The sequence below is a fragment of the Maricaulis sp. genome (genome assembly GCF_034670125.1).
GTDB lineage: Bacteria > Pseudomonadota > Alphaproteobacteria > Caulobacterales > Maricaulaceae > Maricaulis.
In genome coordinates this window covers 273,548-300,490 of record NZ_JAXMOC010000001.1, presented here as the reverse complement: position 1 = coordinate 300,490, position 26,943 = coordinate 273,548, and the positions used below count along the sequence as shown (strand labels likewise).

General features: G+C 65.2%; 24 protein-coding genes, 1 tRNA gene and 1 pseudogene. 10 read left to right on the top strand and 16 right to left on the bottom strand.

Going from position 1 to position 26,943, the window contains the following annotated elements; all coding sequences use genetic code 11:
* Window positions 1-229 precede the first annotated feature (229 nt).
* Entirely contained in the window at window positions 230-2,719 is a 2,490-nt protein-coding gene (locus VOI18_RS01115; RefSeq protein WP_323760583.1) for a sensor histidine kinase, read from the top strand.
* Between the two features lie 33 nt (window positions 2,720-2,752).
* Here VOI18_RS01115 and VOI18_RS01110 read toward each other — a convergent pair whose 3' ends face one another.
* Window positions 2,753-3,073: a 2Fe-2S iron-sulfur cluster-binding protein gene (locus tag VOI18_RS01110; protein WP_323760582.1), complete on the bottom strand. Its 321-nt coding sequence runs from the start codon at window positions 3,071-3,073 to the stop codon at window positions 2,753-2,755.
* 103 nt (window positions 3,074-3,176) lie between these two features.
* On the opposite strand from VOI18_RS01110, the gene tsaE reads away from it, so the two are divergent.
* The 6 genes from tsaE to trxA all read left to right on the top strand — a co-directional run bounded on the left by tsaE (window position 3,177) and on the right by trxA (window position 12,446).
* Window positions 3,177-3,653 (top strand): tRNA (adenosine(37)-N6)-threonylcarbamoyltransferase complex ATPase subunit type 1 TsaE, encoded by a 477-nt coding sequence (gene tsaE, locus VOI18_RS01105; RefSeq protein WP_323760581.1) that lies wholly within the window; start codon window positions 3,177-3,179, stop codon window positions 3,651-3,653.
* Entirely contained in the window at window positions 3,643-4,740 is a 1,098-nt protein-coding gene (locus VOI18_RS01100) for an aminoglycoside phosphotransferase family protein (RefSeq protein WP_323760580.1), read from the top strand. Before tsaE ends, VOI18_RS01100 begins: the two co-directional genes overlap by 11 nt.
* Window positions 4,737-5,450, top strand: coding sequence for a nucleotidyltransferase family protein (locus tag VOI18_RS01095; protein ID WP_323760579.1), 714 nt, complete (start codon window positions 4,737-4,739; stop codon window positions 5,448-5,450). The genes VOI18_RS01100 and VOI18_RS01095 overlap by 4 nt, the downstream gene beginning before the upstream one ends.
* A complete protein-coding gene (addB, locus tag VOI18_RS01090; RefSeq protein WP_323760578.1) occupies window positions 5,447-8,497 on the top strand; it encodes a double-strand break repair protein AddB in 3,051 nt (1,016 codons plus the stop codon). The genes VOI18_RS01095 and addB overlap by 4 nt, the downstream gene beginning before the upstream one ends.
* The gene (gene addA, locus VOI18_RS01085) at window positions 8,494-12,045 is read left to right on the top strand and encodes a double-strand break repair helicase AddA (RefSeq protein ID WP_323760577.1); all 3,552 of its coding nucleotides are present in this window, start codon (window positions 8,494-8,496) and stop codon (window positions 12,043-12,045) included. Before addB ends, addA begins: the two co-directional genes overlap by 4 nt.
* Before the next feature lie 80 nt (window positions 12,046-12,125).
* Window positions 12,126-12,446, top strand: a complete 321-nt coding sequence (gene trxA, locus VOI18_RS01080) for a thioredoxin TrxA (RefSeq protein WP_011642030.1) — start codon at window positions 12,126-12,128, stop codon at window positions 12,444-12,446.
* Window positions 12,447-12,520: 74 nt separating this feature from the next.
* Here the strand turns inward: trxA and VOI18_RS01075 are convergent, their stop codons facing one another.
* From VOI18_RS01075 to VOI18_RS01040, 9 genes and pseudogenes are all read right to left on the bottom strand, one after another.
* Entirely contained in the window at window positions 12,521-13,867 is a 1,347-nt protein-coding gene (locus VOI18_RS01075; protein WP_323760576.1) for a folylpolyglutamate synthase/dihydrofolate synthase family protein, read from the bottom strand.
* Window positions 13,839-14,774 (bottom strand): acetyl-CoA carboxylase, carboxyltransferase subunit beta, encoded by a 936-nt coding sequence (accD, locus tag VOI18_RS01070; protein ID WP_323760575.1) that lies wholly within the window; start codon window positions 14,772-14,774, stop codon window positions 13,839-13,841. Before accD ends, VOI18_RS01075 begins: the two co-directional genes overlap by 29 nt.
* A gap of 61 nt (window positions 14,775-14,835) precedes the next feature.
* Window positions 14,836-15,633, bottom strand: a complete 798-nt coding sequence (gene trpA / locus VOI18_RS01065) for a tryptophan synthase subunit alpha (RefSeq protein ID WP_323760574.1) — start codon at window positions 15,631-15,633, stop codon at window positions 14,836-14,838.
* The gene (locus VOI18_RS01060; protein ID WP_323760573.1) at window positions 15,630-16,040 is read right to left on the bottom strand and encodes a hypothetical protein; all 411 of its coding nucleotides are present in this window, start codon (window positions 16,038-16,040) and stop codon (window positions 15,630-15,632) included. The genes trpA and VOI18_RS01060 overlap by 4 nt, the downstream gene beginning before the upstream one ends.
* Window positions 16,041-16,134: 94 nt before the next feature.
* Complete coding sequence (locus tag VOI18_RS01055) at window positions 16,135-16,431, bottom strand: BrnA antitoxin family protein (protein WP_323760572.1); 297 nt, start codon at window positions 16,429-16,431, stop codon at window positions 16,135-16,137.
* A pseudogene (locus tag VOI18_RS15025) lies at window positions 16,406-16,645 on the bottom strand (BrnT family toxin); the annotation flags it as partial. The gene VOI18_RS01055 and the pseudogene VOI18_RS15025, both read right to left, overlap by 26 nt.
* 126 nt (window positions 16,646-16,771) lie before the next feature.
* Window positions 16,772-18,004: a tryptophan synthase subunit beta gene (gene trpB / locus VOI18_RS01050; RefSeq protein ID WP_323760571.1), complete on the bottom strand. Its 1,233-nt coding sequence runs from the start codon at window positions 18,002-18,004 to the stop codon at window positions 16,772-16,774.
* Between the two features lie 29 nt (window positions 18,005-18,033).
* Window positions 18,034-18,669, bottom strand: coding sequence for a phosphoribosylanthranilate isomerase (locus VOI18_RS01045; RefSeq protein ID WP_323760570.1), 636 nt, complete (start codon window positions 18,667-18,669; stop codon window positions 18,034-18,036).
* Window positions 18,670-18,818: 149 nt separating this feature from the next.
* Entirely contained in the window at window positions 18,819-19,775 is a 957-nt protein-coding gene (locus tag VOI18_RS01040; protein ID WP_323760569.1) for a LysR substrate-binding domain-containing protein, read from the bottom strand.
* A 91-nt stretch (window positions 19,776-19,866) separates the two neighbouring features.
* On the opposite strand from VOI18_RS01040, the gene VOI18_RS01035 reads away from it, so the two are divergent.
* Window positions 19,867-20,019, top strand: coding sequence for a hypothetical protein (locus VOI18_RS01035; protein ID WP_323760568.1), 153 nt, complete (start codon window positions 19,867-19,869; stop codon window positions 20,017-20,019).
* Between the two features lie 2 nt (window positions 20,020-20,021).
* Here the strand turns inward: VOI18_RS01035 and VOI18_RS01030 are convergent, their stop codons facing one another.
* From VOI18_RS01030 to aroA, 5 genes are all read right to left on the bottom strand, one after another.
* Window positions 20,022-20,732 carry a putative metalloprotease CJM1_0395 family protein gene (locus VOI18_RS01030; protein WP_323760567.1) on the bottom strand — a complete coding sequence of 237 codons (711 nt, stop codon included), beginning with the start codon at window positions 20,730-20,732 and terminating at the stop codon, window positions 20,022-20,024.
* Between the two features lie 86 nt (window positions 20,733-20,818).
* The gene (locus VOI18_RS01025; protein WP_323760566.1) at window positions 20,819-21,124 is read right to left on the bottom strand and encodes an integration host factor subunit beta; all 306 of its coding nucleotides are present in this window, start codon (window positions 21,122-21,124) and stop codon (window positions 20,819-20,821) included.
* A 140-nt stretch (window positions 21,125-21,264) separates the two neighbouring features.
* A complete protein-coding gene (gene rpsA, locus VOI18_RS01020) occupies window positions 21,265-23,001 on the bottom strand; it encodes a 30S ribosomal protein S1 (RefSeq protein ID WP_323760992.1) in 1,737 nt (578 codons plus the stop codon).
* 155 nt (window positions 23,002-23,156) lie between these two features.
* Complete coding sequence (gene cmk, locus VOI18_RS01015; RefSeq protein ID WP_323760565.1) at window positions 23,157-23,783, bottom strand: (d)CMP kinase; 627 nt, start codon at window positions 23,781-23,783, stop codon at window positions 23,157-23,159.
* Entirely contained in the window at window positions 23,780-25,123 is a 1,344-nt protein-coding gene (aroA, locus tag VOI18_RS01010; protein WP_323760564.1) for a 3-phosphoshikimate 1-carboxyvinyltransferase, read from the bottom strand. Before aroA ends, cmk begins: the two co-directional genes overlap by 4 nt.
* A 111-nt stretch (window positions 25,124-25,234) precedes the next feature.
* On the opposite strand from aroA, the gene VOI18_RS01005 reads away from it, so the two are divergent.
* Both VOI18_RS01005 and VOI18_RS01000 read left to right on the top strand, forming a co-directional pair.
* Complete coding sequence (locus VOI18_RS01005) at window positions 25,235-25,702, top strand: FYDLN acid domain-containing protein (RefSeq protein WP_323760563.1); 468 nt, start codon at window positions 25,235-25,237, stop codon at window positions 25,700-25,702.
* A gap of 121 nt (window positions 25,703-25,823) precedes the next feature.
* Window positions 25,824-25,899: transfer RNA gene (locus VOI18_RS01000), tRNA-Ala, on the top strand.
* Window positions 25,900-25,977: 78 nt separating this feature from the next.
* On the opposite strand, the gene VOI18_RS00995 is transcribed toward VOI18_RS01000, so the two are convergent.
* On the bottom strand, window positions 25,978-26,871 hold the full coding sequence (locus VOI18_RS00995) for a hypothetical protein (protein WP_323760562.1): 894 nt from the start codon (window positions 26,869-26,871) through the stop codon (window positions 25,978-25,980).
* Window positions 26,872-26,943: the final 72 nt, after the last annotated feature.

The following is a 26,943-nucleotide window of genomic DNA, read 5'->3' as shown; positions in this document are numbered from 1 at the left end:
CCCAGTGTCCGGCGGTCCAGCCGCTGCCGGTGAGCGACCCCGTGGACGGGGCTATACGGCTGCAATCGGTCGTCGGGGCCGGATTTTTCCCCGCCAATGCCGGCCCGGGTATATAACGTGTCAGGAAATTTACCGGTGCGGGCATCGCCCGCGACTCGACAGGCCGGTATCATGGTGATTCGTGAGGGCCGCAGGCAGTGGGGACGGGTCCGCACCCAGGGCGACATTGATGACCGGACAGACATTTCAGTTTGTGACACTCGCTGTCACCATCGGAGCCGTGGCCTTCGCCGTGGCCGTTGGCATCTGGGCCTTCAAACAGACTGCAGGCGCTCGCGGTGCGCAGGCGCTGTGGCGCCGCAAGATGGCCGATCTGGAAGACCGCATCGCCCGGGCCGACAGTGTGTTCGGCGCCCATCCGGGTCTCGTGCTGGTCTGGGACCTGCCGCCAACCGAAGAGGCAGATACGGGGTGGGGGGCACCACGGGTTTTCGGGTCTTCGGTCGCGCTCGCCTCCCTGCTGCGTTTCGCCGAGGCCAATGACGGCCCCAATCCGGCCGGCATCCTGATGGAGGGCCTTGCCGACTATGAAGCGCGTTCGGCGGGCGGCGAGGAAACCACCCTGCGTCGCCGCTTCGGCGAACTGAGTGAAAAGGGTCAGCCCTTCTCCCTGACCATCCTCGGTCCAAGCGGTCGTTTTCTGGAAGCCGATGGGCGGGCTGCCGGTACCCAACTGGTGGTCTGGCTTTCTGACGCGACCATTCGCGGGCTCGAGGAGTCCGGAGCGCGCGGACGCATCGAGGAAGCGCGCCGCCTGGTCTCCAAGGATCCGCTGGCCTTTCTCGACATGCTGGGTCGGGCGCCGGTTCCGGCCTGGCGGATGAATGCGACCGGACGGATCGAATGGGCCAACCAGGCTTATATCGAGGCGGTCGAAGGTGACGCGGTCGACGCGGTCATTGAACGTCAGACCCTGCTCGACCCGGCGATGACCGAGCTGGCGTCCCGGGCCACAGCCGCCGGCGAGCCCATGGACGAGATGCGCATTGTCGTCGTCGATGGCTCACGGCGCGGTCTCAAATTCCTGGTCTTCCCGGTCTCGGGCGGGGCAGCGGGTTTCGCGCTCGACGTGACCGATGGCGAGGAAGCCAAGGCGGCCCTGGCCCGGTTCCGCAGGGCCCATGACGACACGCTCAATCACATGGCCGAAGCTGTGGTCGTGTTCGATCGCTCCAAGCGATTGAACTTTCACAACAAAGCATTCCTGAAACTGTTCAAGCTCGACGACGCCTGGCTCAACGAGCGACCCGGCCATGGCCAGTTCCTCGACCGCATGCGCGAAAAGCGGCTGCTGCCCGAGCAGGCGGATTTCGGAGCCTGGAAGACCGACGAGCTCGCCCGCTATGATGCCCCGCCCAGCGAAGAGACTCCGGACGAGCTGTGGCCCTTGCCGGACGGACGGACCCTGCGGGTCGCCCGGCAGCGCCATCCGCTTGGCGGCTTGATGCTGATCTTCGAGGACAAGACCGACGAGCTGGCGCTGCGCGCGCGCTACAACACCTTGATCAACGTCCAGCGCGCGACCCTCGACAAGTTGCACGAGGCGGTCGCCGTGTTTGGCGCCAATGGCCGCCTGCAACTCAACAATTCCGCCTTTGAGGATTTGTGGGGCTTTGAAGCCGAGGAGCTCGACGGCCAACCTGATTTCGATGCCGTCTCGGAGACCTGCACCGCCCTGTTCACCGATGATCGGGTCTGGACCGATATCAAGGCGCGGGTCACAGATCCGAGCCCGCAGGCCCGAAAACAGGTCACTGGCGAGATGCGTCGCTCGGACGGCCGCGTCCTGACCTATCTCACCCGACCCCTGCCCGATGGCGCCACCCTGATCTGCTGGGACGATGTCACCGACAGTCGCCGTATCGAGGAAGCCCTGCGCGAGCGGGCCGAAGCGCTGGAAACCTCCGAGCGTATCAAGACCGAGTTTGTCGAACATGTGAGCTATCAGCTGCGCACACCGCTGACGACGATCGGCGGCTATGCCGACATGCTGGCCCAGGGCTTCGCCGGTGAACTGTCCGACCGCCAGAAGGAACCGATGTCGGCGATCCAGTCGGCGGCGGCACACCTCGCCAAGCTGATCGACGACATCCTCGATGTCGCGGCGATCGATGCCGGACAGCTCGAGCTCGAACTGGGTGATGTGGATCTGGGCGAAGTGGCGCGTGAAGCGGCCGACCTGGTCGCGGCCAGGGCCGACCATCACGCCATCAAGCTGGATGTCGATATCGAGGACGGGCTCGGCCTGCTGCGCGCTGACCGCAACCGTCTCAAGCAGGTCTCCATGAACCTGCTCTCCAACGCCATCCGCCATGTCGCCACCGGAGGTGCCGTCACCATCGGCGCACGCCGCAATGGTGAGGACGTCACCTTGTGGGTGAAGGATGATGGTGAGGGCATCGCGCCCGAGAAACAGGCCAGCGTGTTCGACCGCTTCGCCCGCGGTGAGCGCGGCGGGGCCGGTCTGGGTCTGTCATTGGTCAAGGAGATCGCCGAGCTGCATGGCGGTTGGGTCGAGCTTCAGTCCGAGCCCGAGCGCGGCACCTTGGTGTCCTGCCACCTGCCGCCCGAGCCGCGGGGAAACGCCGTACCGCCGGAGCTGGATTTGGCCAGCCGTCCGGCGACGCGTCTGGCCGGAGACCGGGCGCGGGCCGAATAGGCCCACCCCGGCCTGAAAGGCTGACAGTCCGGTTCAGCCCTGGTTCTGGGGCATCCGCACGACCAGACCGTCCAGCGCGTCGCTGACCTTGATCTGGCAGGACAGGCGGGAGGTCTCCTGGACTTCCTCGGCAAAGTCGAGCATCGAATCTTCCATGGCCTCGCGAGACCCGGTCTTGTCGGCCCAGGCCGGGTCGACATAGACGTGACAGGTCGCACAGGCACAGGCCCCGCCGCAATCCGCGTCGATTCCGGGAACCAGATTGCGCACCGCGCCTTCCATCACGGTCAGCCCGGTGGCGACGTCGATGACGTGTTCGGTTCCGTTGTGCTCGATATAGGTAATCTTCGGCATGCCAGTCTCCGTTCTTCGCCCAGCAAATGAACAGCGTTCACGGCCAAGTCAAGATTCAGCCTCACCGCTTGCCGTACCGAGCGGGCTTCGTTAAGCGCAATCCATGGGAAATTTGAAGACTGTTTCCTTGCCCGATCTGGCGGCAACCAAGGCGCTGGCCCTGCGGCTCGCCAAAGCGCTGCGCCGCGGCGACACGGTATTCCTGAAGGGTGAACTGGGCGCCGGCAAGACGACTTTTGCCCGCACGGTCATCGCGGCGCTGTGCGGCGTCGATGACGCGCCCAGCCCGACCTACACGATCATCCAGACCTATGACTGGGGTCCGGACGAGCTCTGGCATGCCGACCTCTACCGGATCGAGAGCGCCGACGAGCTCGACGAGTTGGGCCTTGATGATGCTTTTGGCGACGTGGCGATGCTGATCGAGTGGCCCGACCGCTTGTTCGGTCTCGTTCCGGCTGACAGGCTGGAGCTGCAGCTCGAGATGACCGGGGAAAGCCCCGGCGCGACAATGGACATACCAAGACGGGCGGGCTTAACAGGGTTTGGCGAGTGGGAGGCGCGCCTTGATGACATCTGACCGCACAGCCGCAATGGCGAGATTTCTGGACACGGCCGGCTGGGGCGATGCAACGCATCATCCGCTGCCGGGCGACGCTTCGACACGCCGCTATGTCCGCCTTGAAAAAGGCGATGAGCGGGCCATGCTGATGGACGCGCCGGCCGCAGCCGAAGCGCCAGTCTGCCCGCCGGATGCGGATCCACAGACGCGTGCCAAGTTGGGCTATAACGCCGTCGCCCGTCTGGCCGGGTCAAATCTTACCGCCTTTGCGGGCCTGGCCGACGCCCTGTGCGAGCGCGGCTTTTCCGCCCCGACCGTGCTGGCCAGTGACACGCAATCCGGCTTCCTGCTGCTGGAGGATCTCGGCGATGACCTGATCGCCCGGCTTTTGCCCGGTGACCTGCACGAAGGTACGCTTTACGCCAAGGCGGTCGATGTCCTGGCAGCGATCTATCGGTCCAGCTTTCCCGATGCAGTCGAACGCGATGGCGAGACCTGGCCGCTGCTGGCCTATGATGCGACCGCGCTGATGGCCGAGGCCGACCTGTTCCTGGACTGGTTCCTCGACAAGCATGCCGGCGCCGCCCCCGACGCCGCCGCCCGTGACGAGTGGCACGCGATCTGGGCCCGGTCCTTCAAGCGTCTCGATCATTGCGCGCCCGGCCTGGTCCTGCGCGATTTTCATGCCGAGAACCTGATCTACCTTCCCGACCGAGACGGCGAGGGTGAAATCGGCCTGCTCGACTTCCAGGACGCGCTGATCGGTCACCCGGCCTATGACCTGGTTTCGCTGATCGAGGACGCCCGTCGCAATGTCGAGCGCAAGCTCGCCGTGCCGCTCAAGGCCCGCTTTGTCCACAAGGCAGGGATCGAGGACGCAGCCGGGTTTGATTCCGCCTATGCCGTGCTCGGCGCCCAGCGCAATGCCAAGATTCTCGGCATCTTCGTTCGCTTGGCTGTGCGGGACGGGAAAGCCCGCTATCTCGACCTGCTGCCGCGCGTGGCTCGCCATTTTGTCGCCGACCTTCAGCACCCGGCCCTGATGCCCCTGCACATGTGGATGAAATCCCATGCGCCCCAGGTGTTCGCGGAAGCCCACAAATGATCGAGATCCGCACCGCCATGGCGCTGGCCGCCGGTTTGGGGACGCGCATGCGGCCGATCACCGACGAGCGCCCCAAGGCCTTGGTCGAGGTTGGCGGGAAATGCCTGCTCGACTGGACCCTGGACCGCTATGCTGCGGGCGGTGTCGAGCGCTGCGTGGTCAATATCCACCATTTCGCCGACCAGATGGAGGCGCATCTATCGGCGCGTCCGGATGGACCGTCCATCACCATTTCCGACGAGCGCGGCGAAGTGCTGGAAACCGGTGGCGGCGTGGTGAAAGCCCTGCCCGAGCTGGGGGCCGATCCCTTCTTCATCGCCAATATTGATGCCATCTGGGAAGAAACGGGTGCCGCGTCGCTCGACAGCCTGCGGACGGCTTGGGATGGCGCGGCGATGGACGCCCTGCTGCTGCTGGCACCGATGAATGCGACGCTCGGCTTTGACGGTCCGGGCGACGCCTTTCTGGACGCGGGCGGTGAAGTCCGGTTCCGCGGTGAGGCGAAATCGGCGCCCTACGCCTATGCCGGTGTCCAGATCCTCAATCCGGCGGTTCTGGCCGGTCGGTCCGTCAGTCGTTTCTCGATGATGGAAGTCTGGCGCGAGCTGGCAGCCAGGGGCCGCTTGCACGGTGTCACCCTGCCGGCCTTCTGGATGCATGTCGGTGACCCGCGCGCCCTGGCCGAGGCGGAGGCGCGGCTGGCGCGGTGAGCGGACGTCTTTTCGATACGTCGGGCCCGTGCCTCTACACCATTCCGCCGCAGGCGGACTTTCTGCGCGTCCTGGCGACGACACTGCGTGACGAGTTCGACGCGGCCGGTGATCCGGACTCGCTGACGCGTCTTTTGATCCTGACCCCGACACGCCGTGCCGCCAAGGCCTTGGGCGATGTATTCGCCGAGCTGGCCGGCAATGGTGTCGCCCTGCTGCCCCTGATCCGGCCCATTGGTGATGTTGATGTCGACGACCCGCCCTTCGAGCCGGGAGAGCTGGCCGGGCTGGCGGCGCCGGCAATCTCGATCGAGCGTCGGCGCTATGAGCTGGCGCGCCTCATCCTCGCCAAGGAGAGTGCGCTCGGCCGCCCGCTCGGGGTTGGCGGCGCGCTGGCCCTGTCGGACTCGCTGGCCGCCCTGCTCGACGATCTCGCGACCGAGGATGTCAGCGACCTGTCGGATCTGCACGACGCGGTCACCACCTATCTGCCGGCCGACCGCCGCGAGGCTGTCGAATTCATCGATATCGTGCAGCGTGTCTGGCCGACTCGTCTGGCCGAGCTGGGTCTGACCGATGCGGCGGCGCGGCGCTCGCTGGTCCTGCACGAGCTGGTCGATCGCTGGACCCGGCAGCCGCCGGACCATCCGGTTCTGGTGGTCGGGTCCACGGGTTCGATCCCGGCCGCACGGAAGTTGATGCAAGTCGTCGCCAACCTGCCACAGGGCGCGGTGGTGCTGCCGGGCTTCGATTGGGACGCCGACACATCGGCCTGGGACTCGATCAAGGACGATCACCCGCAATGGGCAATAAAGACACTGGTCGAAGAGCTCGGCGTGGATCGCTCGACCCTGCCGTCCTGGCCGGGAGCGGCGGAAGACAACCTGGCCGAACGTCGCCGCCGACTGATCGCCGAAGCCTTGCGTCCGGCCGACACAACCGATGAATGGCTGAAACGGATCGGTGAGCTGGAGGAGCGCTTCGGTGCCAGCTTCTTTGGCGACGGCATGTCCGGGCTCTCCCTGGTCGAGACCGCAGACGAGATCAGCGAGGCCCGTGCCTGTGCCCTGATGCTCCGCGAGGTGCTGGAAACCCCGGACCGGACGGCCATTCTGGTCACACCGGATCGCATGCTGGCCCGCCGGGTCTCCGCCGAGATGACGCGCTTTGGCGTCCGGCTGGATGATTCCGGCGGCGCGGCGCTGGCGGAAACAATGGCGGGCGCATTCCTGACCCGCTTGTTGGATGTGGCGCGCGATTGCGGCAGCGTCGTTGCCCTGACCGCGCTGTGGGGATCGCCCCTGTTCCGGGCCGGCCATCGGCGCGGCCTGACCCATACGGTGCTGGCGAAGTTCGAGGCGGAAGCGCTGCGCGGCGCCCGTCCCGGTCGCGATCTGGCTGCTGTGCGGGCCCGGCTCGACGGAAAATACGTCAAGCTGTTCGACGAGGACCGGGCGACGATAAACGCCATTCTCGATCGGCTCGATACCGCTTTGTCCGGACTACTGACAACTGGAAAACGCCCGGCTCGCGATTGGGCGCGCGCGCATGCCGAAGCCGCCGAGGCCCTGGCCTCCGATGACAGCGGGTCCGGCGCGCAGACGGTCTGGGCAGGTGAAGGCGGCGAAGCGGCCGCGGGCCTTTTGCGCTCCCTGCTGGAGGAAAGCGAAGCCCTGCCCGAGATGAGCCTGACCGAGTATGCGGCGGCGTTCGGTGAAATGTGCCGGTCGCGCCGGGTCGCGCCGCGCCTCGGCGTGCATCCGCGCTTGCAGGTGCTCGGTCCGCTCGAAGCCCGCCTGATCACCGCCGACCGGGTGATCCTGGCCGGTCTCAATGAAGGCGTCTGGCCGCCTGGTCCCGGTGCCGACCCGTGGCTGTCGCCGGGCATGCGGCGAACAGTGGGTCTGGGCGCGCCGGAGCGGCGCTATGGTTTGGCGGCCCATGATTTCGCACAACTCGCTGCCGCGCCGGATGTGATTATGACCCGGTCGGGCAAGTCGGAAGGCTCGCCCACCGTGGCCTCGCGCTGGCTGTGGCGGTTGAAGACACTGGCGCGCGGGGCGCTGGGAGCCGCGGCCGACGCGGCCTTTGCGCCGGCGACCGACTACGCCGCCCTGTCGCGCCGCCTCGATGATCCAGGCGGGCCGCCGACCGCTGCACCGCGTCCCACGCCAACACCGCCCGTCTCCGTTCGGCCGCGGCAGATGTCGATCACGGAGATTCGCACCTGGGTCCGCGACCCCTATTCCATCTATGCCCGCCATGTGCTGGGACTGCGCCGCCTTGATCCCGCTGACATGCCGCCCGCTGCCCGCGAACGCGGTTCGGCGCTCCATGATGCGCTGGAAGCGGTGGTTCCGACCTGGACCGATGGCATTCCCGATGACGCCGTGAACCAGCTGGTCGCCCACGCCGAGCTCAAGCTGGCGGAGGCCGGATTCGGGCCGGAGGAAATGGTGCTGGAGCGGGCGCGCTTTGAGCGGGCGGCGTCCTGGTTGATTGGCTGGGAGGCCGAACGCCGGGCGCGTGGCATCCATCTCGACAAGGTCGAGATCGTTGGCTCCATGCCTTTTGAGGGACCCGCCGGACCCTGGACGCTGACCGGGCGTTCGGACCGGTTTGATCGCCATCCGGACGGACGCCTCGACATCATCGATTACAAGACCGGCGGCTCGGCCAGCGCCAAGTCGATCAAGGCCGGCTTTGATCCGCAATTGCCGCTGACGGCGGCGATGGCGGCGGCGGGCGCGTTCGAGGCGCTGGAGGCGGGCGAGGCGGCCGGGCTCTACTACATCTCGCTGCCAGGCAATGCCGGCGGTGGCAAGGAGGTCCGCATTGACGACGGCAAGAATTCGGATGTGGCCAGCTATGTCGAAGGCGCGCTGGCCGATCTGAGCGGATGGATTGCTCGTTTCGATGATGAAACGATGCCCTATGAAAGCCAGATCCGGGCCCAGTACACCAATGACTACGGTGATTTCGATCATCTCGCCCGGCGCGGCGAATGGGGCTCGGCGGCCGAGGGCTCATCGGAGGGCGAGACATGAGCGAGGCCCGTTTCGATCCGGATATCCTCAAGTCGGCCAGCGCTGACCAGAAGCGAGCCGCGCGTCCCGAGGCGAGTGTTTTCGTTGAGGCCAATGCCGGGTCCGGCAAGACGCGGGTTCTGGTTGATCGGGTGATCAATCTGCTGTTGGCCGGCCACCTGCCCGAGACAATCCTGTGCGTCACCTACACCAAGGCCGCTGCCGCCGAGATGAAGGAGCGCCTGTTCAAGCGTCTTGGTGACTGGTCGGTGACGCCGGACGAGGTCCTTGCTGTCGAGCTCAAGGCGCTGCTGGATCGCGACCTGAAACCGGGTGATGCGGACCGGGCCCGAAAGCTGTTTGCCCAGGCGCTTGAAACGCCCGGCGGCCTCAAGATCCAGACCATCCACGCATTCTGTGAGGGCCTGCTTCGTCGCTTTCCGCTCGAGGCCGGCGCGCCGCCCGGCTTTGATACCCTCGATGATGCGTCGGCGGGCAAGGCGATGGAAACGGCGCGCCGGAAGGTGCTCGCGGGCCTGGCGCCTGACGCCGTCAACACGCTGATCGGGACCGGCGGCCCCGATGCGATCAACACCATCCTGCGCTGGGCCCGGTCCAACCGCCATGACTTCGCCGAGACCTGTGAGCGGGCCGGGGGGTGCGACGGGCTGGTCGCTCAGTTATGGGACGTGCTGGACCTGCCTGTGGGAGCGGCCCCGGAGCGATTGAAGGCGCAAGCGATGGCCGATATGCCTCGCAAGGAGATCGAGGCCGCCGCCCACGCGATGTGCAACGAGGGCAAGCCCACCGATGCCAAGCGTGGTGCCTTGCTTCTCCAGGCACTGGCGACTGCAGATCCGGGTCTGGCGTTTGATCTGGCGCTGAGCTTCTATTTTACCGGTGGTGGGCGAGCTCACCGGGTCGCCAGTCTCGTGACCGCTGCGATCGCCAAACCCTTTCCCCATATCCTGTCCCTGCTGGAAGCCGAGGCCGAGCGGCTGGATGCGCTGCGGGACATGATCAAACGGGCCGAAATCGCCCGGGCGAGTGCCGTGGCCTTGCGTATTGTCGACGATTTCACGCGCGCCTATTCCGACGCGCTGGAACAGGCACGGGCGCTGGACTTTGACGATTTGATCCGGTTGGCCGGCAATCTGCTGGCGCCGGAAAACCCGTTCTCCGGCTGGGTTGGCTACAAGCTCGACGGTCAGCTCGCCCATGCCCTGATCGATGAGGCCCAGGATACTGCGCCGCGCCAATGGGACATGATCCGCGGGCTGACGGCCGAGTTTTTCGCCGGAGCCGGCGCACAGGAGACGGGCCGGACCCTGTTCGTGGTCGGTGACGAGAAACAGTCGATCTATTCCTTCCAGGGTGCCGAACCGGCCCGCTTTATCGAGGAGGGCGACCGGTTGGCGGCCTCCACAGCGGCGGTGGAAGTGCCGTTCGAGCGCCCGGGTCTGGATGTCTCCTTCCGCTCGGCGCCGGAAATCCTTGCGGCGGTTGACCAGGCCTTCGAGGCGAAACGTCCGGCACCGGAGATGAAGTTTGTTGCCGGTGCCACCGACCTGCCCTTTGCCCGCTATCAGGGGCACCGGGCTGCGCGGTCGCATACACCGGGCTGTGTCGAGATTTGGCCGGCCATACCCAAGCCGGAGAAGACGGAAGAAGGATCGATCTTCGACCCGGTCGATCTGCGAGCCCGCGGCAGTTCGCGCGATGTGCTGGCCCGGACGGTGGCCGGTGAGATCGCCGACATGATCGCCCGCGGTGACGCGGTCTGGGAGGAAAAGGGTGGGCAGTTCAGCCAGCGCCCGGTCCGGCCATCCGACATCGCCATCCTGGTCTGGCGCCGGACCGGTGGCTTCTTTGAGGAAGTGATCCGTCAGCTCAAACTGGCCGGCGTTCCGGTCGCCGGGGCAGACCGGATGGTGCTGCGCGACCAGACCGCGGTAAAGGACATGCTGGCGCTGGGGCGCTTTGCCATGACCTCCGGGGATGATCTGGCCTTGGCGGAAGTCCTGCGCTCGCCGCTGTTCGATCCGATCGATCCGTCCCGGCCGGGAATTGACGAGCAGGCGCTCTATGACCTTGCCCGCTCGCGAACCGACCTGAAGCGGCGCGGCACCTTGTGGAACGCCCTTTTCACCAGCGAGGATCCGCGCTTCGCCGATGCCCGCGCCGCCCTGTCGGCGCTGCGAGACCAGGCCGACAAATCTCGCCTGTATGATTTCTTCACCGGCTTTCTCAATGCCCGGACACCGACCGGCGAGACGCGCTGGGCGCGCCTGTTCGCGCGTCTAGGCGAGGAGGCGCGGGACCCGTTGCAGGAATTCCTGGCGCGGGCGCTTCAGCACGAGCGCGAAGAGGGTGGCGCGCTGGCCAGCTTCATTGCCCGCATAGAGAGCGATGACGTCCAGATCAAACGCGAGATGAGCCCGGACCGTGACGAGGTCCAGGTGATGACCGTGCACGCCTCCAAGGGGCTGGAACGCCCGGTCATCATCCTGCCGGATACCACGCGCAGTCCGCTGACCGGCAAGTCCGATCCGGTTTTCTCGCATGAGGATTGCGGCCTGTTGTGGTCTCAGCGCAAGGCAGACGACACCGACGTGGTCGCCGCATTGCGTTTGGAGTCCGAGAATCGGCAATTGGCCGAACATGGCCGCCTGCTTTATGTGGCGCTGACGCGGGCCCGTGACCGGTTGATCGTGTGCGGTTGGCGCCAGGGACAGGGCAATCCGGGCCGGATCTCCGAGGACAGCTGGTATACGCAACTTGCGGCAGCCTGGCAGGGCGATGGGTGGCAGCCGATCGAAACACCGGTGGCGCGTTTCGTCGAGGGTGCGGAGCCCGGCCTGCGCTTTGGCCCGGCACCCGTGGCGCTCGGCGCTTTTGGGGGCGTGGTGGATCGCGAAACTAGCCTGCCGGACTGGGCCGCCCGGATGGCACCGGCCGAAGGCGGTCAAATTCTGGGCGCGGCACCGTCCAGCCTGTTGGCGGACGAAGACGGTGAACCGGCCGTGCTGTCTCCATTGGCCGACCCGGGCGGGCATCGCTTCCGCCGCGGCGATGTGATCCACAAGCTGCTGCAGACCTTGCCCGACCTGCCATCCGAGCGACGCGAGGCTGCCGGCCAGCGATTCCTCGCGGCGCAGTCCGATATCTCCGAGCCGGACCGGGCGCAGATCCTGACCGAGACACTGGGCATACTCGATCATCCCGAATTTGCGCCCTTGTTCGGTCCGGGCAGCCGGGCCGAAGTGGCCCTGGTCGGTCAGGCGCCGGGTCTTCCCGCCAACACGATCATCCGCGGACAGGTCGACCGGCTGGTCGTGACCGGCGATGAAGTGCTGATCATCGACTACAAGACCAACCGCCCACCACCGGCCGATGTTGCTGCAGTGGCGAAAGTTTATCTCGGCCAGATGGCGACCTATCGAGCCCTGTTGCGCGCGGTTCACCCCGGTAAATCCGTGCGTTGCGCCCTGCTGTGGACCGACGCGGCGCGATTGATGGAGCTTCCCGACACGGTGCTCGACACCGTCTTCGACACGGGTGCGGCTTGACGGACGGCCCGGCCCTCCTTACCTCACGCGCCATCAACGGAGTCCGCCCCCGCGGATTCGTCCCAACAAAGGAGTGTCCCATGGCGACCAAAGCGGTCAGCGATGAATCCTTCGAGAGTGATGTGATCAATGCCAGCGGCCCGGTCCTCGTGGACTTCTGGGCGGAATGGTGTGGTCCGTGCAAGCAGATCTCCCCGGCGCTCGAGGAGATTGCCGAGGAAATGTCAGGTTCGCTGACGGTCGCCAAGGTCAATATTGACGATCATCCGATGACGCCGGGCAAGTACGGCGTTCGGGGCATCCCGACGCTGATGATCTTCAAGGACGGTCAGGTCGTCTCGACCAAGATCGGGGCCATGGCCAAGGGCAAGATCTCGGAGTGGGTCCAGGAAACGCTGTAGGCGCTTCTTCTCCACCAGACACAAAAAACGGGCCCTCCGGATCGGGGGCCCGTTTTTTATGACTGGAAGGTCGCTCAACCCGGCGTGATGTGCGGCGGTTCATCGCCCAGTGCCAGGGCCTCGCCGACCAGGTAGAGCGAGCCGCTGATCAGGATTCGCGGTGACGGGTGTTCCTTGGCGGCGTTCTTCATCGCCGGTATCAGCCCGGCCGCGACGCTGGCTTCCAGGCCGACACGGGCGGACGCCGCGGCGACGTGGTCCGGGTCCTGGGAGCCGCCCCGGCCGGACTTGAACTCGACCGCGATCAGACGACGCGCGAGCCCGGCGAATTGCCGGCACCAGGCTTCCACATCCTTGCCCGGCGTGAAACCGGCTATGATGACCAGCGGTCGGTCCTCGCGCTCATCCATGTCGGCGAGGGCGTGGGAGAGGGCCTTCGCGGCGGCTTCATTGTGACCGCTGTCCAGCCACAGTTCGGCATCGGCCTTGCGGGCGATATCGCCGATCGGCCCGGTTGAGACCCGCTGCAGACGGCCCGGCCAGCGGGCATCGCCAATGCCTTTGGCCACGGCCTCTTCCGGCCACTGCAGCATCGCCGCACAGGCCGCCGCAGCGCCGGCATTGAGAATCTGGTGCGGGCCCAGAAGCCCCGGCGCCGGCAGGTCCCACACCTGGTGGTCATTCTCGAATACCAGTCGCCCGTGCTGCATGTAGGCGTTGTAGTCGCGTCCCCAGACATAGGTTGGCGCCCCGATCTTGGTCGCTTCGTCGAGGATGGCGGTCTCGGCGACGTCGCACTGGTTGGCGATCACGGCCGGGACACCGAACTTGCAGATGCCGGCCTTGGTGCGGGCGATGTCGGCGAGCTGGTCGCCGAGGAATTCCTGGTGATCGAGGCTGACCGGGGTGATCACGGTCAGGGCCGGTTTGGCGATGACATTGGTGGCGTCCAGCCGTCCGCCCATGCCCACTTCCAGGATCAACCGGTCGGCCGGATGTTCGGAGAACAGCAGGAAGGCCGCAGCTGTCGTGATCTCGAAGAAGGTGATCGGCTCGCCGAAATTGGCGGCTTCGCAGCGGGCGAAGGCCTCGATCAGGGTGCGGTCATTGACCGGCTTGGAATCGAGCAGGATACGCTCATTGAAATTGACCAGGTGAGGCGAGGTATAGATGTGGACCCGCTCGCCTTTGGCCCGCGCCATTTCGGCGAGATAGGCACAGGTCGAGCCTTTGCCATTGGTGCCGGCGACATGGATGGTCGGTGGCAGCTGATCCTGCGGCGAGCCGAGCGTGGCCAGCAGCCGCTGCAAGCGGCCGAGGGACAGGTCAATCTTCAGGGGATGCAGGCGCGCGAGGCGCGCCAGCGCGTCGTCGAGGTCTTGTCGACGCGTGCTAATGGCTCCCCCCGTCGACCACCACATGATCGGGGGCCGGGGGTGTCAGCGCTGCGGGCATGGAGGTGCCGGGTTTTTTCATAAGGACCCTCAACATGCGTGCCAGTGTAGCGGGAATGTCGGCGCGATGCACGACTTTGTCGACCATGCCCTTTTCCAGCAGATACTCGGCGCGCTGGAAGCCTTCCGGCAGTTTTTCGCGGATGGTCTGTTCGATCACCCGCGGGCCGGCAAAGCCGATCAGGGCCCCCGGTTCGGCGATATGGACATCGCCCAGCATGGCGTAGGAGGCCGTCACTCCGCCGGTCGTGGGGTCGGTGAGGACGACGATATAGGGCAGGCCGGCTTCGCGCAGCATCTCGACGGCGAGCGTCGTGCGCGGCATCTGCATCAGCGACAGGGCGCCTTCCTGCATGCGGGCACCACCGGCGGCGGTGAAGACGATCAGCGGGGCCTTGCGGGCCAGCGCGGTCTCGGCGGCCTTGATGAAGCTCTCACCGGCGGCCATGCCGAGCGAACCGCCCATAAAGGCGAAATTCTGCACCAGGACAACGGCGTCGAGCCCGCCGATCGTGCCGGTGGCGATGGCCATCGAGTCGTCGCGCCCGGTCTTCTTGCGGGCCGCCGCCAGCTTGGCCGTATAGGGTTTGTCGTCGCGGAATTTGAGCGGGTCCTTGACCACTTCCGGGGTCTCTATCTCGGTATAGTCGCCGTCGAAAGTGAACTGGAAGCGATAGGCCGGCGCAATGCGCATGTGGTGACCGGCCGGGGTCACAAACAGGCCGGCCTCCAGGTCCTTGTGGAAGACCATTTCCTCGGAAACGGGGCATTTGACCCAGAGATTATCCGGCGTGTCGCGCTTGGAAAAGATCTTCGACATGCCCGGCGGGGTGATTTTCGACAGCCAGCTCATTCCGTTCGACTTCTCGGTCATGCGTCTTGCCCCGTACTCGTTTCTAACGCGTCTCGGCCCGAAGGCCTATTTGCCCGAAGGCCTATTTATCTGTGCGCCGGGCGGCATGCACCGCCGACGACAATGTCTTCACCAGTCCGGTCGCCGCTGCGACGCCGCCGGTGTGCATGGCGTCGACAATGGCCGATCCGACCACGACAGCATCGGCCCGCTTGGCGATCGCTTCGGCCTGCTCAGGCTCCCGAACACCAAATCCCACTGCAACCGGCAGGCCAGACGCGGCCCTGACCCGGTCGACAGCGGCGCCAACCTCGGTGACCACGCCGGTTCCGGCCCCGGTCACCCCTGTCGTGGAAACGTAATAGACGAAGCCCGCCGTATTGGCGACCACGGTCGCCAGACGCGCATCATCGGTGGTCGGGGTGGCCAGGCGGATCAGCGCAATGCCCTGCTTGGTCAGGGCGGTTCGCAGTTCGTCGTCTTCCTCCGGCGGCACATCGACACAGATCAGACCGTCCACACCGGCCTTGGCGGCAGCCTTGGCGAAGGTTTCCCAGCCCATCGAGAAGATCGGATTGGCATAGCCCATCAGGACCAGCGGCGTCTCGGTGTCGAGCTTCCGGAACGAGGCGGCTTGGGCGAGCGTTCCCGTCAGCGTCATCCCTGCCTCCAGCGCCCGCAGCGCCGAGGCCTGGATGGCCGGGCCGTCGGCCGCCGGATCGGTAAAGGGCATGCCCAGCTCGATCACATCGGCACCAGCTGCGGGCAGCGCATTCAGCAAGCCCTGACTGTCACCATCGCCAGCCATCATATAGGCGACAAATCCGGCACGATTATAAGCGGACAGTTCCGCGAAGCGGGTGGTGAGGCGGTTGGTCATTCTTGTCCCGTCAAAGGTTGGAAGGTCGGGCAGGTCGAGGAGCGACTAAGGGTGTAGTCCAGCCAGAGAAGACCGGCTTCACGCATCAGATCGAGCCGCAGGACTTCTTCGCATCCCGTGTCTGGTGTGCGTCTAACTGCTTTGAGCAGGTTCTCGTCCGATTCCCCCACGTGCCACTGGTCTGCGATCAAATGGTCCATGTGGAACTCAATGACGCCAGGGTCGGGCCGACCCAGCATCATCAACCGTTGATGGAACGTGCCCGTCAGATCAATCGAGGTCGGGTTGTCGGGGCCATATACGACGTGTGCCGGGGTGGGCAGATACCCTCCCATCAAAACAATCGAACTCTCAAAGTCCTGGCTTGAAAGGCCGAGCGCGCTGGCCAAAACAATTGCTCCGATCACAATGTTGCTCCCAACACGCGTGCCAGCACTGACACATCTCCGCCGCAGCGTGCGCAGTCTGACTTAATCACGACTTGCGTCTTCACGATCCCACTCACGCCCGCTTCTTCTTCGCATCCACAAAGGCCCGCAGCACGGCGTTCATGCGCGTCTGATAGCCTTTTCCGCTCTCCTTGAAGAAGGCAATGATGTCGTCGTCAAGGCGCAAGGTGATCTGTTTCTTGGCGGGCGGCGTCCAGACCACAGCTTCAGCAAACCAGGCCTCGTCGAGTTCCGGTATGTCGGAGAAGTCGATCTCGTCGTCGGGGAGTTCCGCCAGGCGTGCGAGTTCGGCGCGCTGCTCCGGCGTGAGCGGCGGAAGGTCTTCAAGTTTCACGCGCTTCAAAGCCATGGAACAACTCCCTTTCATGTCGACTGGCTGGCCGGGCGGAGATCAGGCGGGTGCGGCCCGCCCGATCTGTGTGAACGACCGAAACCACCAGCACTGTCTCGATCCGCCCGATGGTCAGGCTGCGCTTCTCGCCTTTGTGCTCGCGACCGGGAAGGGTGAGTGTGCGTCCGTCAAAGGCCCGGACGGCTTGAAAAAAGCTCAGCCCGTGCTTGCGCCGGTTGGCCTCATCCTAGGCCGGATCCCATTCGAACTCCATGTAGTGTAGCTACAATTGTCGTTTTCCGCAATCGATCTTCACTCGCATTATGCGGGAACAAACGCAGAACGCAACTATAAAGCGCTACAGCTCCACCCCCAACATCCGTGCGACTTGCGGCACGTCCTTGTCGCCGCGGCCGCACATATTCATCAGGATGACGCCGTCCGGGCCGAGCTCTTTCGCGAGATCGCGGACGCGGGCGAGGGCGTGGGCGGGTTCCAGCGCCGGGATGATGCCTTCCAGCTTGGTGCACAGCTGGAACATCTCCATCGCCTCGTCATCGGTGGCGGAGACGTATTCGGCGCGCTTCATGTCGTGCAGGAAGGCGTGTTCCGGGCCGATGCCGGGATAGTCGAGACCGGCCGAGATGGAGTGGGCGTCGATGATCTGACCGTCATCATCCTGCAGGAGATAGGTCTTGTTGCCGTGCAGAATGCCCGGGCGTCCGCCCTTGAGCGAGGCGGCATGCTTGCCGGTGTCGACACCATGGCCGGCCGCCTCGACGCCGATCAGGCGGACCTCCTCATCCTCGATAAAGGGATGGAAAAGGCCCATCGCGTTGGAGCCGCCGCCGATACAGGCGACGCAGGCATCCGGGAGGCGTCCCAGGCGGTCTATCATCTGGGCCCGGGCTTCGCGGCCGATGATCGACTGGAAGTCGCGAACCATGGCCGGATAGGGGTGCGGACCGGCGACCGTTCCGATGACGTAGAACGTATCGGTGACATTGGTGACCCAGTCGCGCAGCGCCTCATTCATCGCGTCCTTGAGGGTGCCGGTGCCCGAGGTCACCGGAATTACCTCGGCGCCAAGAAGCTTCATGCGGAAGACATTCGGGGCCTGGCGCTCGACATCGGTAGCGCCCATGAAGACGGTGCAGGGAATGCCGAAACGCGCCGCTACCGTCGCCGTCGCCACGCCATGCTGGCCGGCGCCGGTCTCGGCGATGATGCGGGTCTTGCCCATGCGCTTGGCCAGAAGGACCTGGCCGAGGCAATTATTGATCTTGTGGCTGCCGGTATGGTTCAGCTCGTCGCGCTTGAGCCAGATCTTGGCGCCACCGAATTCCTCGGTCAGGCGTTCGGCGAAATAGATCGGGCTGGGCTTGCCGACATAATCTTTCAGGAAGAGATCCATCTCGGCCTTGAAGCCGGGGTCGACCTTGGCCGCCTCATAGGCCTTTTCCAGCTCAAGAATGTTCGGCATCAGCGTTTCGGCAACGAAACGACCGCCAAATTGCCCGAAATGGCCGCGTGCGTCGGGCCAGGCCGACAGCGCATTCGGTCGTGTGTCGGCAGAGACGGTTTCGCTCATGGCACGCTCCTTGTGCGCTGGGATGGGGCTCAGCAGGCTGCGAGGGCAGCCGCAAAGCCGGCAATGCGACCGGCATCCTTGATGCCGGGTGCGCTTTCGATACCGGAAGACACATCCACTGCCTTGGCTCCGGCAGCCGCGACAGCGGCGCAGACATTGGTGTCATCAAGCCCGCCGGACAAGAGCCAGGGCACGGAAATCTGCAGGGATTTCAGCAATGAATAGTCATAGCCATGACCCAGCCCGCCGGGTCGATCGGACCCGGCTGGCGGCTTGGCATCGAACAAGAGCATGTCGGCGACGCGGTCATAGGGCTTCGCCGCCTCCAGATCGCTCGCCTCGGCCACCGGCAAGGCCTTGATAATCCCCCGCTTTGCATAGGCGCGCGCCTGCACGACCCGCTGCGGGCTTTCTGATCCGTGCAACTGGATCCAGTCCGGCCGCATGGCGTCGCGGATCTGCGCCAGCAAGTCATCATCGGGATTGACGGTGACAGCCACGGTCTCGCTCGATTTGGCCAGATGGCACAGCTCGCCAGCCAGGGCAGGCGAGACATGGCGCGGGCTCTTGGGGAAAATCACATACCCCGTCCAGCGTGCTCCGGCCTGCTCAGCCGTCGCGATATCCCGTCCGGTCTTCAATCCGCAGAATTTGATGTCGGTCATGGGCGGAGCGTTAGCGGTTTCAAGGGCGCGGGGGAAGCCTTCTGTGAAGCGAGGCCAGGGCACCCGTCCCGATACGGCTGTCTCCCGGCAAGGGCTTTAAGGCGACGTACGCGCTTCGCGCGATGATCGGGCCTCAGCCGGCATATCTCTCAGGGCTGACCATTCACCACCGCCTTCCCCGCCTCGGGAAAAGCCGGCTCGGTGCGGTTTAGACAAAACGCCATAGGCTGGAAGAGCATCCAGTCGATGAAAGCCTTGATCTTGGGCTCTTTCGCGCGGGTCGGGTCGAACACCATGTAGTGGCCGTCGCCCAGGTCGAGCTCGGTGGAGAAAGGCGCCACCAACGCGCCCGAAGCCAGTTGTTCGGCAAAATAGACCGCAGAAACCATGGTCGCGGCATCGCCCGAGGCGATCGCGGCAGAGACCTCCATGGTCTGGGTCTCCAGTTCCAGCGCCGGTCGGTCGGGAAGCTGGGAAGGGTCACCACCGACCTCGCGAAACCAGTCACGCCACCAGCGCATCGGTCCGAACAGGCGCAGTCGGAGCAGGTCCTCGGGGCGCTCGAACGGACCGAAGCGGTCCATCGCAGCGCGGGAGACCAGCGGCGCCGTGGTGTCACCGAACAGGCGGCGGGCTTCCAGGCCCGGCCAGTGGCCCTTGCCGATACGGATGCCGATATCGGCCTCCCCTCCCTTGATGTCGACCAGATCGGAGCGGCTGTCGATGCGCACCGCGAGGTGGGGGCTCTCAAACTGGAAAGCACCAATGCGGGGGACCAGCCAGTTCGAGCAGAAGGTCGGCAGGGCGGTGATCGAGAGAACCGTATCGCGGTCCTCGCGCACATCACGGAAGGTGCGTTCCAGCAGGCGGAAGGCGTCCGATGTCCCGTTGGCGAGACGTGTACCGCGCGGTGTCAATTCGACGTGCCGGGCCTTGCGTTCGAACAGGGCAAAGCCGAGCCGACCTTCCAGCAACTTGATCTGATAGCTCACGGCCGCCTGGGTCATGCCGAGGGCCTCGCCGGTGCGGGTGAAATTGCCCAGCCGGGCCGCCGTCTCAAAGACGCGGATGGCGTTGATCGGCGGCAGTCCGGACGATCTATCCATCAAATCACCTTATGTCAGACCCTTGAGAACGCGTTGGTCAGTGCCATGTCTCGCAGCCTATATCAAGATATCGCTGAAACAGGAGGCGTCCATGACATTGACTGAATTGATGATTGAAACGACCGAGCCAAAGCGCGTGAACGCGATCATGCCGCGCCATTCCGGGCGCCATGACTGGCTGGGCTGGATGGTCCGCCGCTTTGCCTGGCTGGACGGTCACGCCGACTGGAACCGCAAGTTCTGAGATCAGGAGGCGTGTTGGAATACGGTCGATGTCTGATGCCGATAGGCATTGGCCGCATAGGCGGTGAGGTCGGGCGGTGCCGTTGATGCCGATGACGTTTCCGACCGGGTATCAGCCTGTCGCATCTCCGCGATCTGCTGGTTCAGCGAGGGCTGCAGCTTCTCCCCAGGCGCTGCACGTTCGTCCTCACCGCCTTCATCGCCCTGAGCCCGGTTGAGCTCGGCGCGCGCCTGGGCAATCTTGGCGTCGGCCAGGGCGGCAACCTTGCGGTCCTGGCCGGATGGTTCGACCGGGGCCAGTGCCGCGGCCTTGACCTGCTGCATCTTGTCGATCGTGGCTTGCGGGTCGCCCTTGATCTCGCTGGCATCGATCGGAACTTCGCCGCCAACAGCGTAGGAGCGGCCGTCAGGGCCCTTCTGGAAAGTATAGCTGGCGGCACCGGCATATTGGCCGCCCGCGGCCTGGTGCGCCTGTTCATGCGCCCGGACCTCCCGGTCGCGCGCCTTGAGCTTGTCGACCTGCTTGCGTTCCTCGTCGGAAAGCTCCGCGGTGTCTTTCGCCCTGGAGGCGCCACCACAACCGGAACAGTCCGCCCCGCCGCAGGACGCACTGCCCGTGCCCTTTGCTGCGGCCGGCTCCGCAGCGACAGGCGCACGAAGGCCGCCGGCAAAGGCCGACGCCGACGGGAATGGGGACACAGATCCGCTGATCATGCGGACCAGAATGGCCACAGGCGTTTAAGCGCGAATGAATCGGGGCAATGAAATATCGAGGCCGGCCGCTTCGGCAACCGTCCGGATCAGGCGAGTTCCGGATTGCTTGCGCGGGAGGCGTCGACGCGCTCACGCAATTCCTTGCCGGTCTTGAAGAAGGGGACGTGCTTCTCCTTCACCGCGACGCTCTCGCCGGTGCGCGGATTGCGACCGACCCGAGCCGGGCGGTGACGGACCGAAAAGGCGCCAAATCCGCGCAGCTCGACACGTTCGCCGCGTGCCAGGGCATCGGTGATGCCATCGAGGATGGTGTTGACCACGCGCTCCACATCGCGGTGATAGAGATGGGGATTGGCCTCGGCCAACTGGTCGATCAATTCGGACTTGATCATGCTAACCCTCCGCGAGTGAATGCCTAATCCTTACGTCTGGCGCCCGCCGCGTCAATGCACACGGACAATTTTGCGCAATAAAAAACGGCCGGAGCCTGCGCTCCGGCCGTTCTTCATGACCGCTGAGGTCGGATCAGGGCCTATTCGGCCTTGTCGTCTTTCTCGCGCAGGGCGGCGCCGAGGATGTCGCCCAGCGAAGCGCCGGCATCCGAGGAACCATACTGCTCGACAGCTTCACGCTCTTCGGAGATCTCGAGGGCCTTGATGGACAGCGAGATCCGACGCGTTCCCTTGTCGATATTGGTGATGCGGGCATCGACCTTGTCGCCGACCGCAAAACGCTCCGGACGCTGCTCGCCGCGATCGCGGGACAGGTCGGACTTGCGGATGAAGGCCTTGACCGGGCTGTCGTCGCCGAAGGCAACTTCGATACCGCCGGTCGTCACTTCGGTGACGGTGCAGGTGACGGTGTCGCCGCGGCCAACACCGGACGAATCCATCGGATCGCCGGCCAGCTGCTTGATACCCAGGGAGACGCGCTCTTTCTCGACGTCAACGTCCAGAACCTTGGCGTCGACCATGTCGCCCTTCTTGAAGCCTTCGATGGCCTGCTCGCCCGACTGATCCCAGGAGATGTCGGAGAGGTGGACCATGCCGTCGATATCGCCTTCGAGGCCAACGAACAGACCGAATTCGGTGATGTTCTTGATCTCGCCCTGAATGGCGGTACCGGACGGGAAGGTTTCCGCGAAGACTTCCCACGGATTGCGCTGGGTCTGCTTGACGCCCAGCGAGATGCGGCGCTTGTCGGCGTCGACATCGAGGACCATGACCTGGACTTCCTGGGAGGTCGACAGGATCTTGCCCGGGTGGACGTTCTTCTTGGTCCAGGACATTTCGGACACGTGGACGAGGCCTTCAACGCCCTCTTCCAGTTCCACAAAGGCACCGTACTCAGCGATATTGGTGACACGGCCTTCAAAGACGGCGCCAACCGGGTATTTCGCTGCAACGCCTTCCCACGGATCGGACATGAGCTGCTTCATGCCGAGCGAGATGCGCTGGGTTTCCTTGTTGATCTTGATGATCTGGACTTTGACCGTCTGGCCGACTTCCACCACTTCAGACGGGTGGCCGACGCGGCTCCACGACATGTCGGTGACGTGCAGCAGGCCGTCAATGCCGCCAAGGTCAACGAACGCACCGTAATCGGTGATGTTCTTGACGACGCCGTCACGGGCTTCGCCCTCGGCCAGCTGGCCAACGAGCTCGGCGCGCTGTTCGGCACGGCTTTCTTCCAGAACGGCGCGGCGCGAGACCACGATATTGCCGCGCGGACGATCCATTTTCAGGATCGCGAACGGCTGTTCCTGGTTCATCAGCGGGCCAACGTCACGGACCGGACGGATATCAACCTGGGAGCCCGGCAGGAAGGCCGAAGCGCCGCCCAGATCCACAGTGAAGCCGCCCTTGACGCGACCGACGATGGCACCGTTGACCGGGTCCTTCTTGTCGAAGGACTTCTCGAGGCGATCCCAGCTCTCTTCGCGGCGCGCCTTGTCGCGCGAGAGGATGGCGTCGCCGAGGGCGTTTTCGATGCGCTCGAGGTAAACCTCGACGTCGTCGCCCACCTTGGGGGCGTCCGAACCCGGACCGGTGAATTCACGCAGCGGGATACGGCCTTCGGTCTTGAGGCCGACATCGACAACCACATCGCCATTTTCGATTGCGGTGACGCTGCCTTTGATGACCTGGCCTTCAGCCAGGTCGCGGCCGGCCAGGCTGGCTTCCAGCATGGCGGCGAAATCATCGGTGCTCGGGGTAAGGGTTTCTGTAGACATGTTAAAGGGTTGCTCCGGAGCCGCGAGGGTTCGAATGTGGTCTTTGACCGGCTATCGTCTCGCTGCTTGGCCGGGTTCGGCCGGTTGGAAATTGAACTGTATGGGCGGCCGCAACGGGGCCGCGACCCATCAGGATCACGACATTCCGCGGTCAGAACGCCCGGCTATCTGTCACCTTGGCGCCGGAATGTTCACGCCTTTTGGCGTTTTTCCACAATCGCGACAGCGTCGGTAACGGCCGCGTCTATACTCAAGGATGACGTGTCTAGCAAGGTCGAGTCGTCGGCCGGACGCATGGGCGCGTCGCTGCGACCGGCGTCGCGGTGGTCCCGTTCGCGGGTCTGGGCCAGCATTTCGACGAGGCTGATGGCCTCACCGCGGGCGTTCAGTTCCTGCCAGCGTCGCCGGGCCCGGGTCTCGGTGTCGGCCGTTACATAGAGCTTCACATCGGCGTCCGGGCAGATGACGGTCCCGATGTCGCGCCCGTCCAGGATCGCTCCGCCAGGCTGTTCGGCAAAGGCCCGCTGCAGGTCGAACAGCGCCTTGCGGACTTCGGGGATCGAGCCGACCCGCGACGCCATGGCGCCCGCCTCGGCGGTCCGGATGCGAACCTCGTCGATGGCGGTCAGGTCCAGCGACCGCGCCACCCGGGCGCAGGCCTCGGCGTCCATCGGATCGATACCGCCGTCGAGCACCGCAACACCGGTCGCCCGGTAGAGCGAGCCCGTATCGAGATAGGGCAGGCCGAAATGAGCCGCCAGGGCCCGCGCGATGGTGCCTTTTCCCGAGGCCAGGGGACCGTCCACAGCGATGATCATGCGACCGGGCCCAGCTGTCCGCCAAGGGCGGCGATGTGGTCGAAAAAGTCCGGATAGGAGGTGGCAATCATGGCGACGTCGTCGACACTGGAACCGGCACGCGCTCCGAGGCCGATCACCAGGCCGCTCATCGCGAGGCGGTGGTCGTGATGGGTCGGGGTCAGACCGCCGCCGGGTACACCGCCAGCGCCCATGCCGGTGACGGCGAGACTGTCCTCGCCTTCCTCGACCGGGACCCCGTTGGCGCGCAGCATGGCCGCACTGCCGGCAAGCCGGTCGCTTTCCTTGGCCCGCAATTCCTCAAGCCCCGGCATGTGGGTGACGCCGTCGGCATAGGCCGCGGCGACACACAGGACCGGATATTCGTCGATCATCGAGGGCGCCCGCGTGGCGGGAACGGTGATGCCGGTCAGCCGGCTGTGTCTCGCACGGACGGTCATCGTCTTCTCGCCGGCCATGTCGCGGCCCGGCGTGACGGTGATGTCGGCCCCCATTTCCTTCAACGTGTCGATCAGGCCGGTGCGGGCGGGATTGTCCATCACGCCTTCCAGGGTGATGTCCGAGCCGGGGACGATCAATGCGGCCACGATCGCGAAGGCCGATGATGAGGGGTCGCCCGGTATATCGACGGGGCAGGCCGTCAGGGTCTGCGGGCCGGTCAGCGTGATGGTGGCGGCATCGCCCTCGCGCTCGACCGCGAGCGTGACCCCGAATGCCTTGAGCATGGTTTCGGTGTGATCGCGTGTGATGCCGGGCTCATGTACGACGGTGGTGCCGGTGGCGCCGAGGGCCGCCAGCAGGATCGCGGACTTCACCTGCGCCGACGCGACCGGCGGTGTGTAGTGGATGCCGGTCAACGGACCGCCGTCCAGCCGGGCAGGCAGGCGACCGTCGGTGGTTGCAAACCGCGCCCCCATTTCGCCCAGCGGGTCGGTCACCCGGCGCATCGGGCGCGATGACAGGCTGGCATCGCCGATGAAGTCGGCGCTGGCCCCGGTACCCGCCACGGCGCCCATCATCAGGCGGACGCCGGTGCCGGCATTGCCGAAGTCCAGCGGTGCAACAGGCGGGGTCCACCGGCCACCGCAACCGCCGATCCGCCAGTGACCCGGACCGACATGCTCGACCGTGGCACCCAGCGACGCGACCGCGCGGCCGGAATTGAGCACGTCATCACTTTCCAGCAGACCGGTGACTTCGGTCACGCCGTTCGCCAGTCCGCCCAGGATGAAGGCGCGATGGGATATTGACTTGTCGCCCGGGGCCTTGATGGTGCCGGACAGGGCAGACGCGGGCTCGGCCCGCATGGCGCCGGAAGGGCGCTTCAAAGATGGGGTCATCAACGGATTTGCAAGGTTTGAGGTGACATGACGGCGATGAGGTTTTGACAGAGCGCGGTGATCGTGGCAACGGGGCCCGCCGATTTTGAAAACTGGTTATGTAGGGAAGCCATGGCCAAGCCTGAACTAGGAAGCAAGCGCGCCTGCCCCAGCTGCAGCGCCAAATTTTACGACCTCGGACGCCGGCCGGCCCGGTGCCCCAAGTGCGAAACCGAGTTTGACCCGGAGCGCGAAGACCCGCGCCTGAAGGCCAAGCTCGAGGCCGTCGAAGAGGATGAAGCGCCGAAAAAGCCTGCGAAGGCAGACGATGAGGACGGCTATGGCGACGAGGTGGATGATACGCCGGAAGTCGACGCCGAGACGCTCGCCCGCAAGCCGGTTGGCGATGATGATGACGACGATGATGATGACGAGGGCGCATCGGGTTTGAGCGACGACCTTCCCGACGGTTTCGGGGAAGGCGGCGTCGATGAGGACGAGGATGACGACGATGATGCCGATGATACCGGCGTTCTGATCGATGATGATGAGGACGACGATTTCGGCGACTTCAACATCGACAAGGACGAGGACAATTAGGTCGTTGCCGAGGCGCTGCATTTGCCGCGCAAAAGAGGCTTGATCCCGGGGAAAACCGGGACTAGGTTCCGCGCCTCTCGCCCCGGGCATTGACCCAATCGCCCGCGGTGACCCGAGTTTCGGGGCCATAGCTCAGTTGGGAGAGCGCTTGCATGGCATGCAAGAGGTCGTCGGTTCGATTCCGTCTGGCTCCACCATGATCAAACCCCGCCGGTTTCCGGCGGGGTTTTTTCTTGTCGCGCGGTTTTTCGTGTCCGGGCGAAAGGGTGCTGGTGTCAGTCGGGCATTGCCTGCCAGCCCATCCGGCTTTCCCAGGCCAGACGCCGGATCCCGGCGCGCTCGGTTTCGGCATCATCGAGGTCCTCGGCAAGGTCAGCGGCGAGGTCGGCCGCTTGGTCGTCTCCCAGCTCGCCTGCCAGCGCGTACAACGCCATTGCCTCGCCGCGATCGTTGACACCCCAATCCGGGTCCAGCCAGCTGTCCGCCAGTGCGATCAGCGCCAGCGCGTCTCCCGCCTCGGCCCCGGCTTCCCAGGCCAGCCGGGCGGCTGCTTGGTCGACCGGTCCACCCAGACCCTCGGCGGCGCCGATCCCCAGGAGGTAGTGGGCGCGGACCAGGCCGGGATCACGGTCGAGGGCGTCGCGGGCAAGGGTGACGGCCCGGACCGCGTCTCCTTGGTCCCCGCTGTCGTCCTCGCCATCGAACATCAGGGTTTCTGCGAGGGTGAGGCTGGCCATCGGGCCTGTATCCGCATCGTCGAGAATGGCTTCCAGGATTGCCACGGCACCGTCGCGCTCATCGCTGTAGTCGTACAGCATCAGTTCGGCGAGGTCGTGGCCGGCGGCGCTGTCGCCGGCCTGCCAGGCGAGTTCGAAAAAGGCGCGGGCCCTGTCGATATCGGCCTCGACGCCAAAACCATCGCGATAGACGATGCCCAGCATGTGATTGGCGGGCTGATGGCCGGCATTGGCCGCCTGGATCAGCCAGTAGCGGCCGGTCACCGTATCGGGCTCGCCGTCTTCCGGGAATGTCAGCGAATAGCCGTACTCGAACGCCGCCACCGGATCGCCGGTCTCGGCCAGTTCCCGCAGGCTGGGGGGTGGGGTTTGGGCCGATACCGCAGCGCCAGAGAGCGCCACCATCCCGGCCAGTAGACAAACGCGCAGCATGCCCGGTCTCCTGACAGTGTGAAGCGACAGGAAAGCAGGGTCCGGCTGAACCTGTGATGAGTGCCGTGTTCA

Coding starts and splice junctions, on each gene's coding strand:
- VOI18_RS01115 (WP_323760583.1), top strand. CDS start 230: ATGACCGGACAGACATTTCAGTTTGTGACACTCGCTGTCACCATCGGA.
- VOI18_RS01110 (WP_323760582.1), bottom strand. CDS start 3,073: ATGCCGAAGATTACCTATATCGAGCACAACGGAACCGAACACGTCATC.
- tsaE (WP_323760581.1), top strand. CDS start 3,177: ATGGGAAATTTGAAGACTGTTTCCTTGCCCGATCTGGCGGCAACCAAG.
- VOI18_RS01100 (WP_323760580.1), top strand. CDS start 3,643: ATGACATCTGACCGCACAGCCGCAATGGCGAGATTTCTGGACACGGCC.
- VOI18_RS01095 (WP_323760579.1), top strand. CDS start 4,737: ATGATCGAGATCCGCACCGCCATGGCGCTGGCCGCCGGTTTGGGGACG.
- addA (WP_323760577.1), top strand. CDS start 8,494: ATGAGCGAGGCCCGTTTCGATCCGGATATCCTCAAGTCGGCCAGCGCT.
- trxA (WP_011642030.1), top strand. CDS start 12,126: ATGGCGACCAAAGCGGTCAGCGATGAATCCTTCGAGAGTGATGTGATC.
- VOI18_RS01075 (WP_323760576.1), bottom strand. CDS start 13,867: ATGTGGTGGTCGACGGGGGGAGCCATTAGCACGCGTCGACAAGACCTC.
- accD (WP_323760575.1), bottom strand. CDS start 14,774: ATGACCGAGAAGTCGAACGGAATGAGCTGGCTGTCGAAAATCACCCCG.
- trpA (WP_323760574.1), bottom strand. CDS start 15,633: ATGACCAACCGCCTCACCACCCGCTTCGCGGAACTGTCCGCTTATAAT.
- VOI18_RS01055 (WP_323760572.1), bottom strand. CDS start 16,431: ATGGCTTTGAAGCGCGTGAAACTTGAAGACCTTCCGCCGCTCACGCCG.
- trpB (WP_323760571.1), bottom strand. CDS start 18,004: ATGAGCGAAACCGTCTCTGCCGACACACGACCGAATGCGCTGTCGGCC.
- VOI18_RS01045 (WP_323760570.1), bottom strand. CDS start 18,669: ATGACCGACATCAAATTCTGCGGATTGAAGACCGGACGGGATATCGCG.
- VOI18_RS01040 (WP_323760569.1), bottom strand. CDS start 19,775: ATGGATAGATCGTCCGGACTGCCGCCGATCAACGCCATCCGCGTCTTT.
- VOI18_RS01035 (WP_323760568.1), top strand. CDS start 19,867: ATGACATTGACTGAATTGATGATTGAAACGACCGAGCCAAAGCGCGTG.
- VOI18_RS01030 (WP_323760567.1), bottom strand. CDS start 20,732: ATGATCAGCGGATCTGTGTCCCCATTCCCGTCGGCGTCGGCCTTTGCC.
- VOI18_RS01025 (WP_323760566.1), bottom strand. CDS start 21,124: ATGATCAAGTCCGAATTGATCGACCAGTTGGCCGAGGCCAATCCCCAT.
- cmk (WP_323760565.1), bottom strand. CDS start 23,783: ATGATCATCGCTGTGGACGGTCCCCTGGCCTCGGGAAAAGGCACCATC.
- aroA (WP_323760564.1), bottom strand. CDS start 25,123: ATGACCCCATCTTTGAAGCGCCCTTCCGGCGCCATGCGGGCCGAGCCC.
- VOI18_RS01005 (WP_323760563.1), top strand. CDS start 25,235: ATGGCCAAGCCTGAACTAGGAAGCAAGCGCGCCTGCCCCAGCTGCAGC.
- VOI18_RS00995 (WP_323760562.1), bottom strand. CDS start 26,871: ATGCTGCGCGTTTGTCTACTGGCCGGGATGGTGGCGCTCTCTGGCGCT.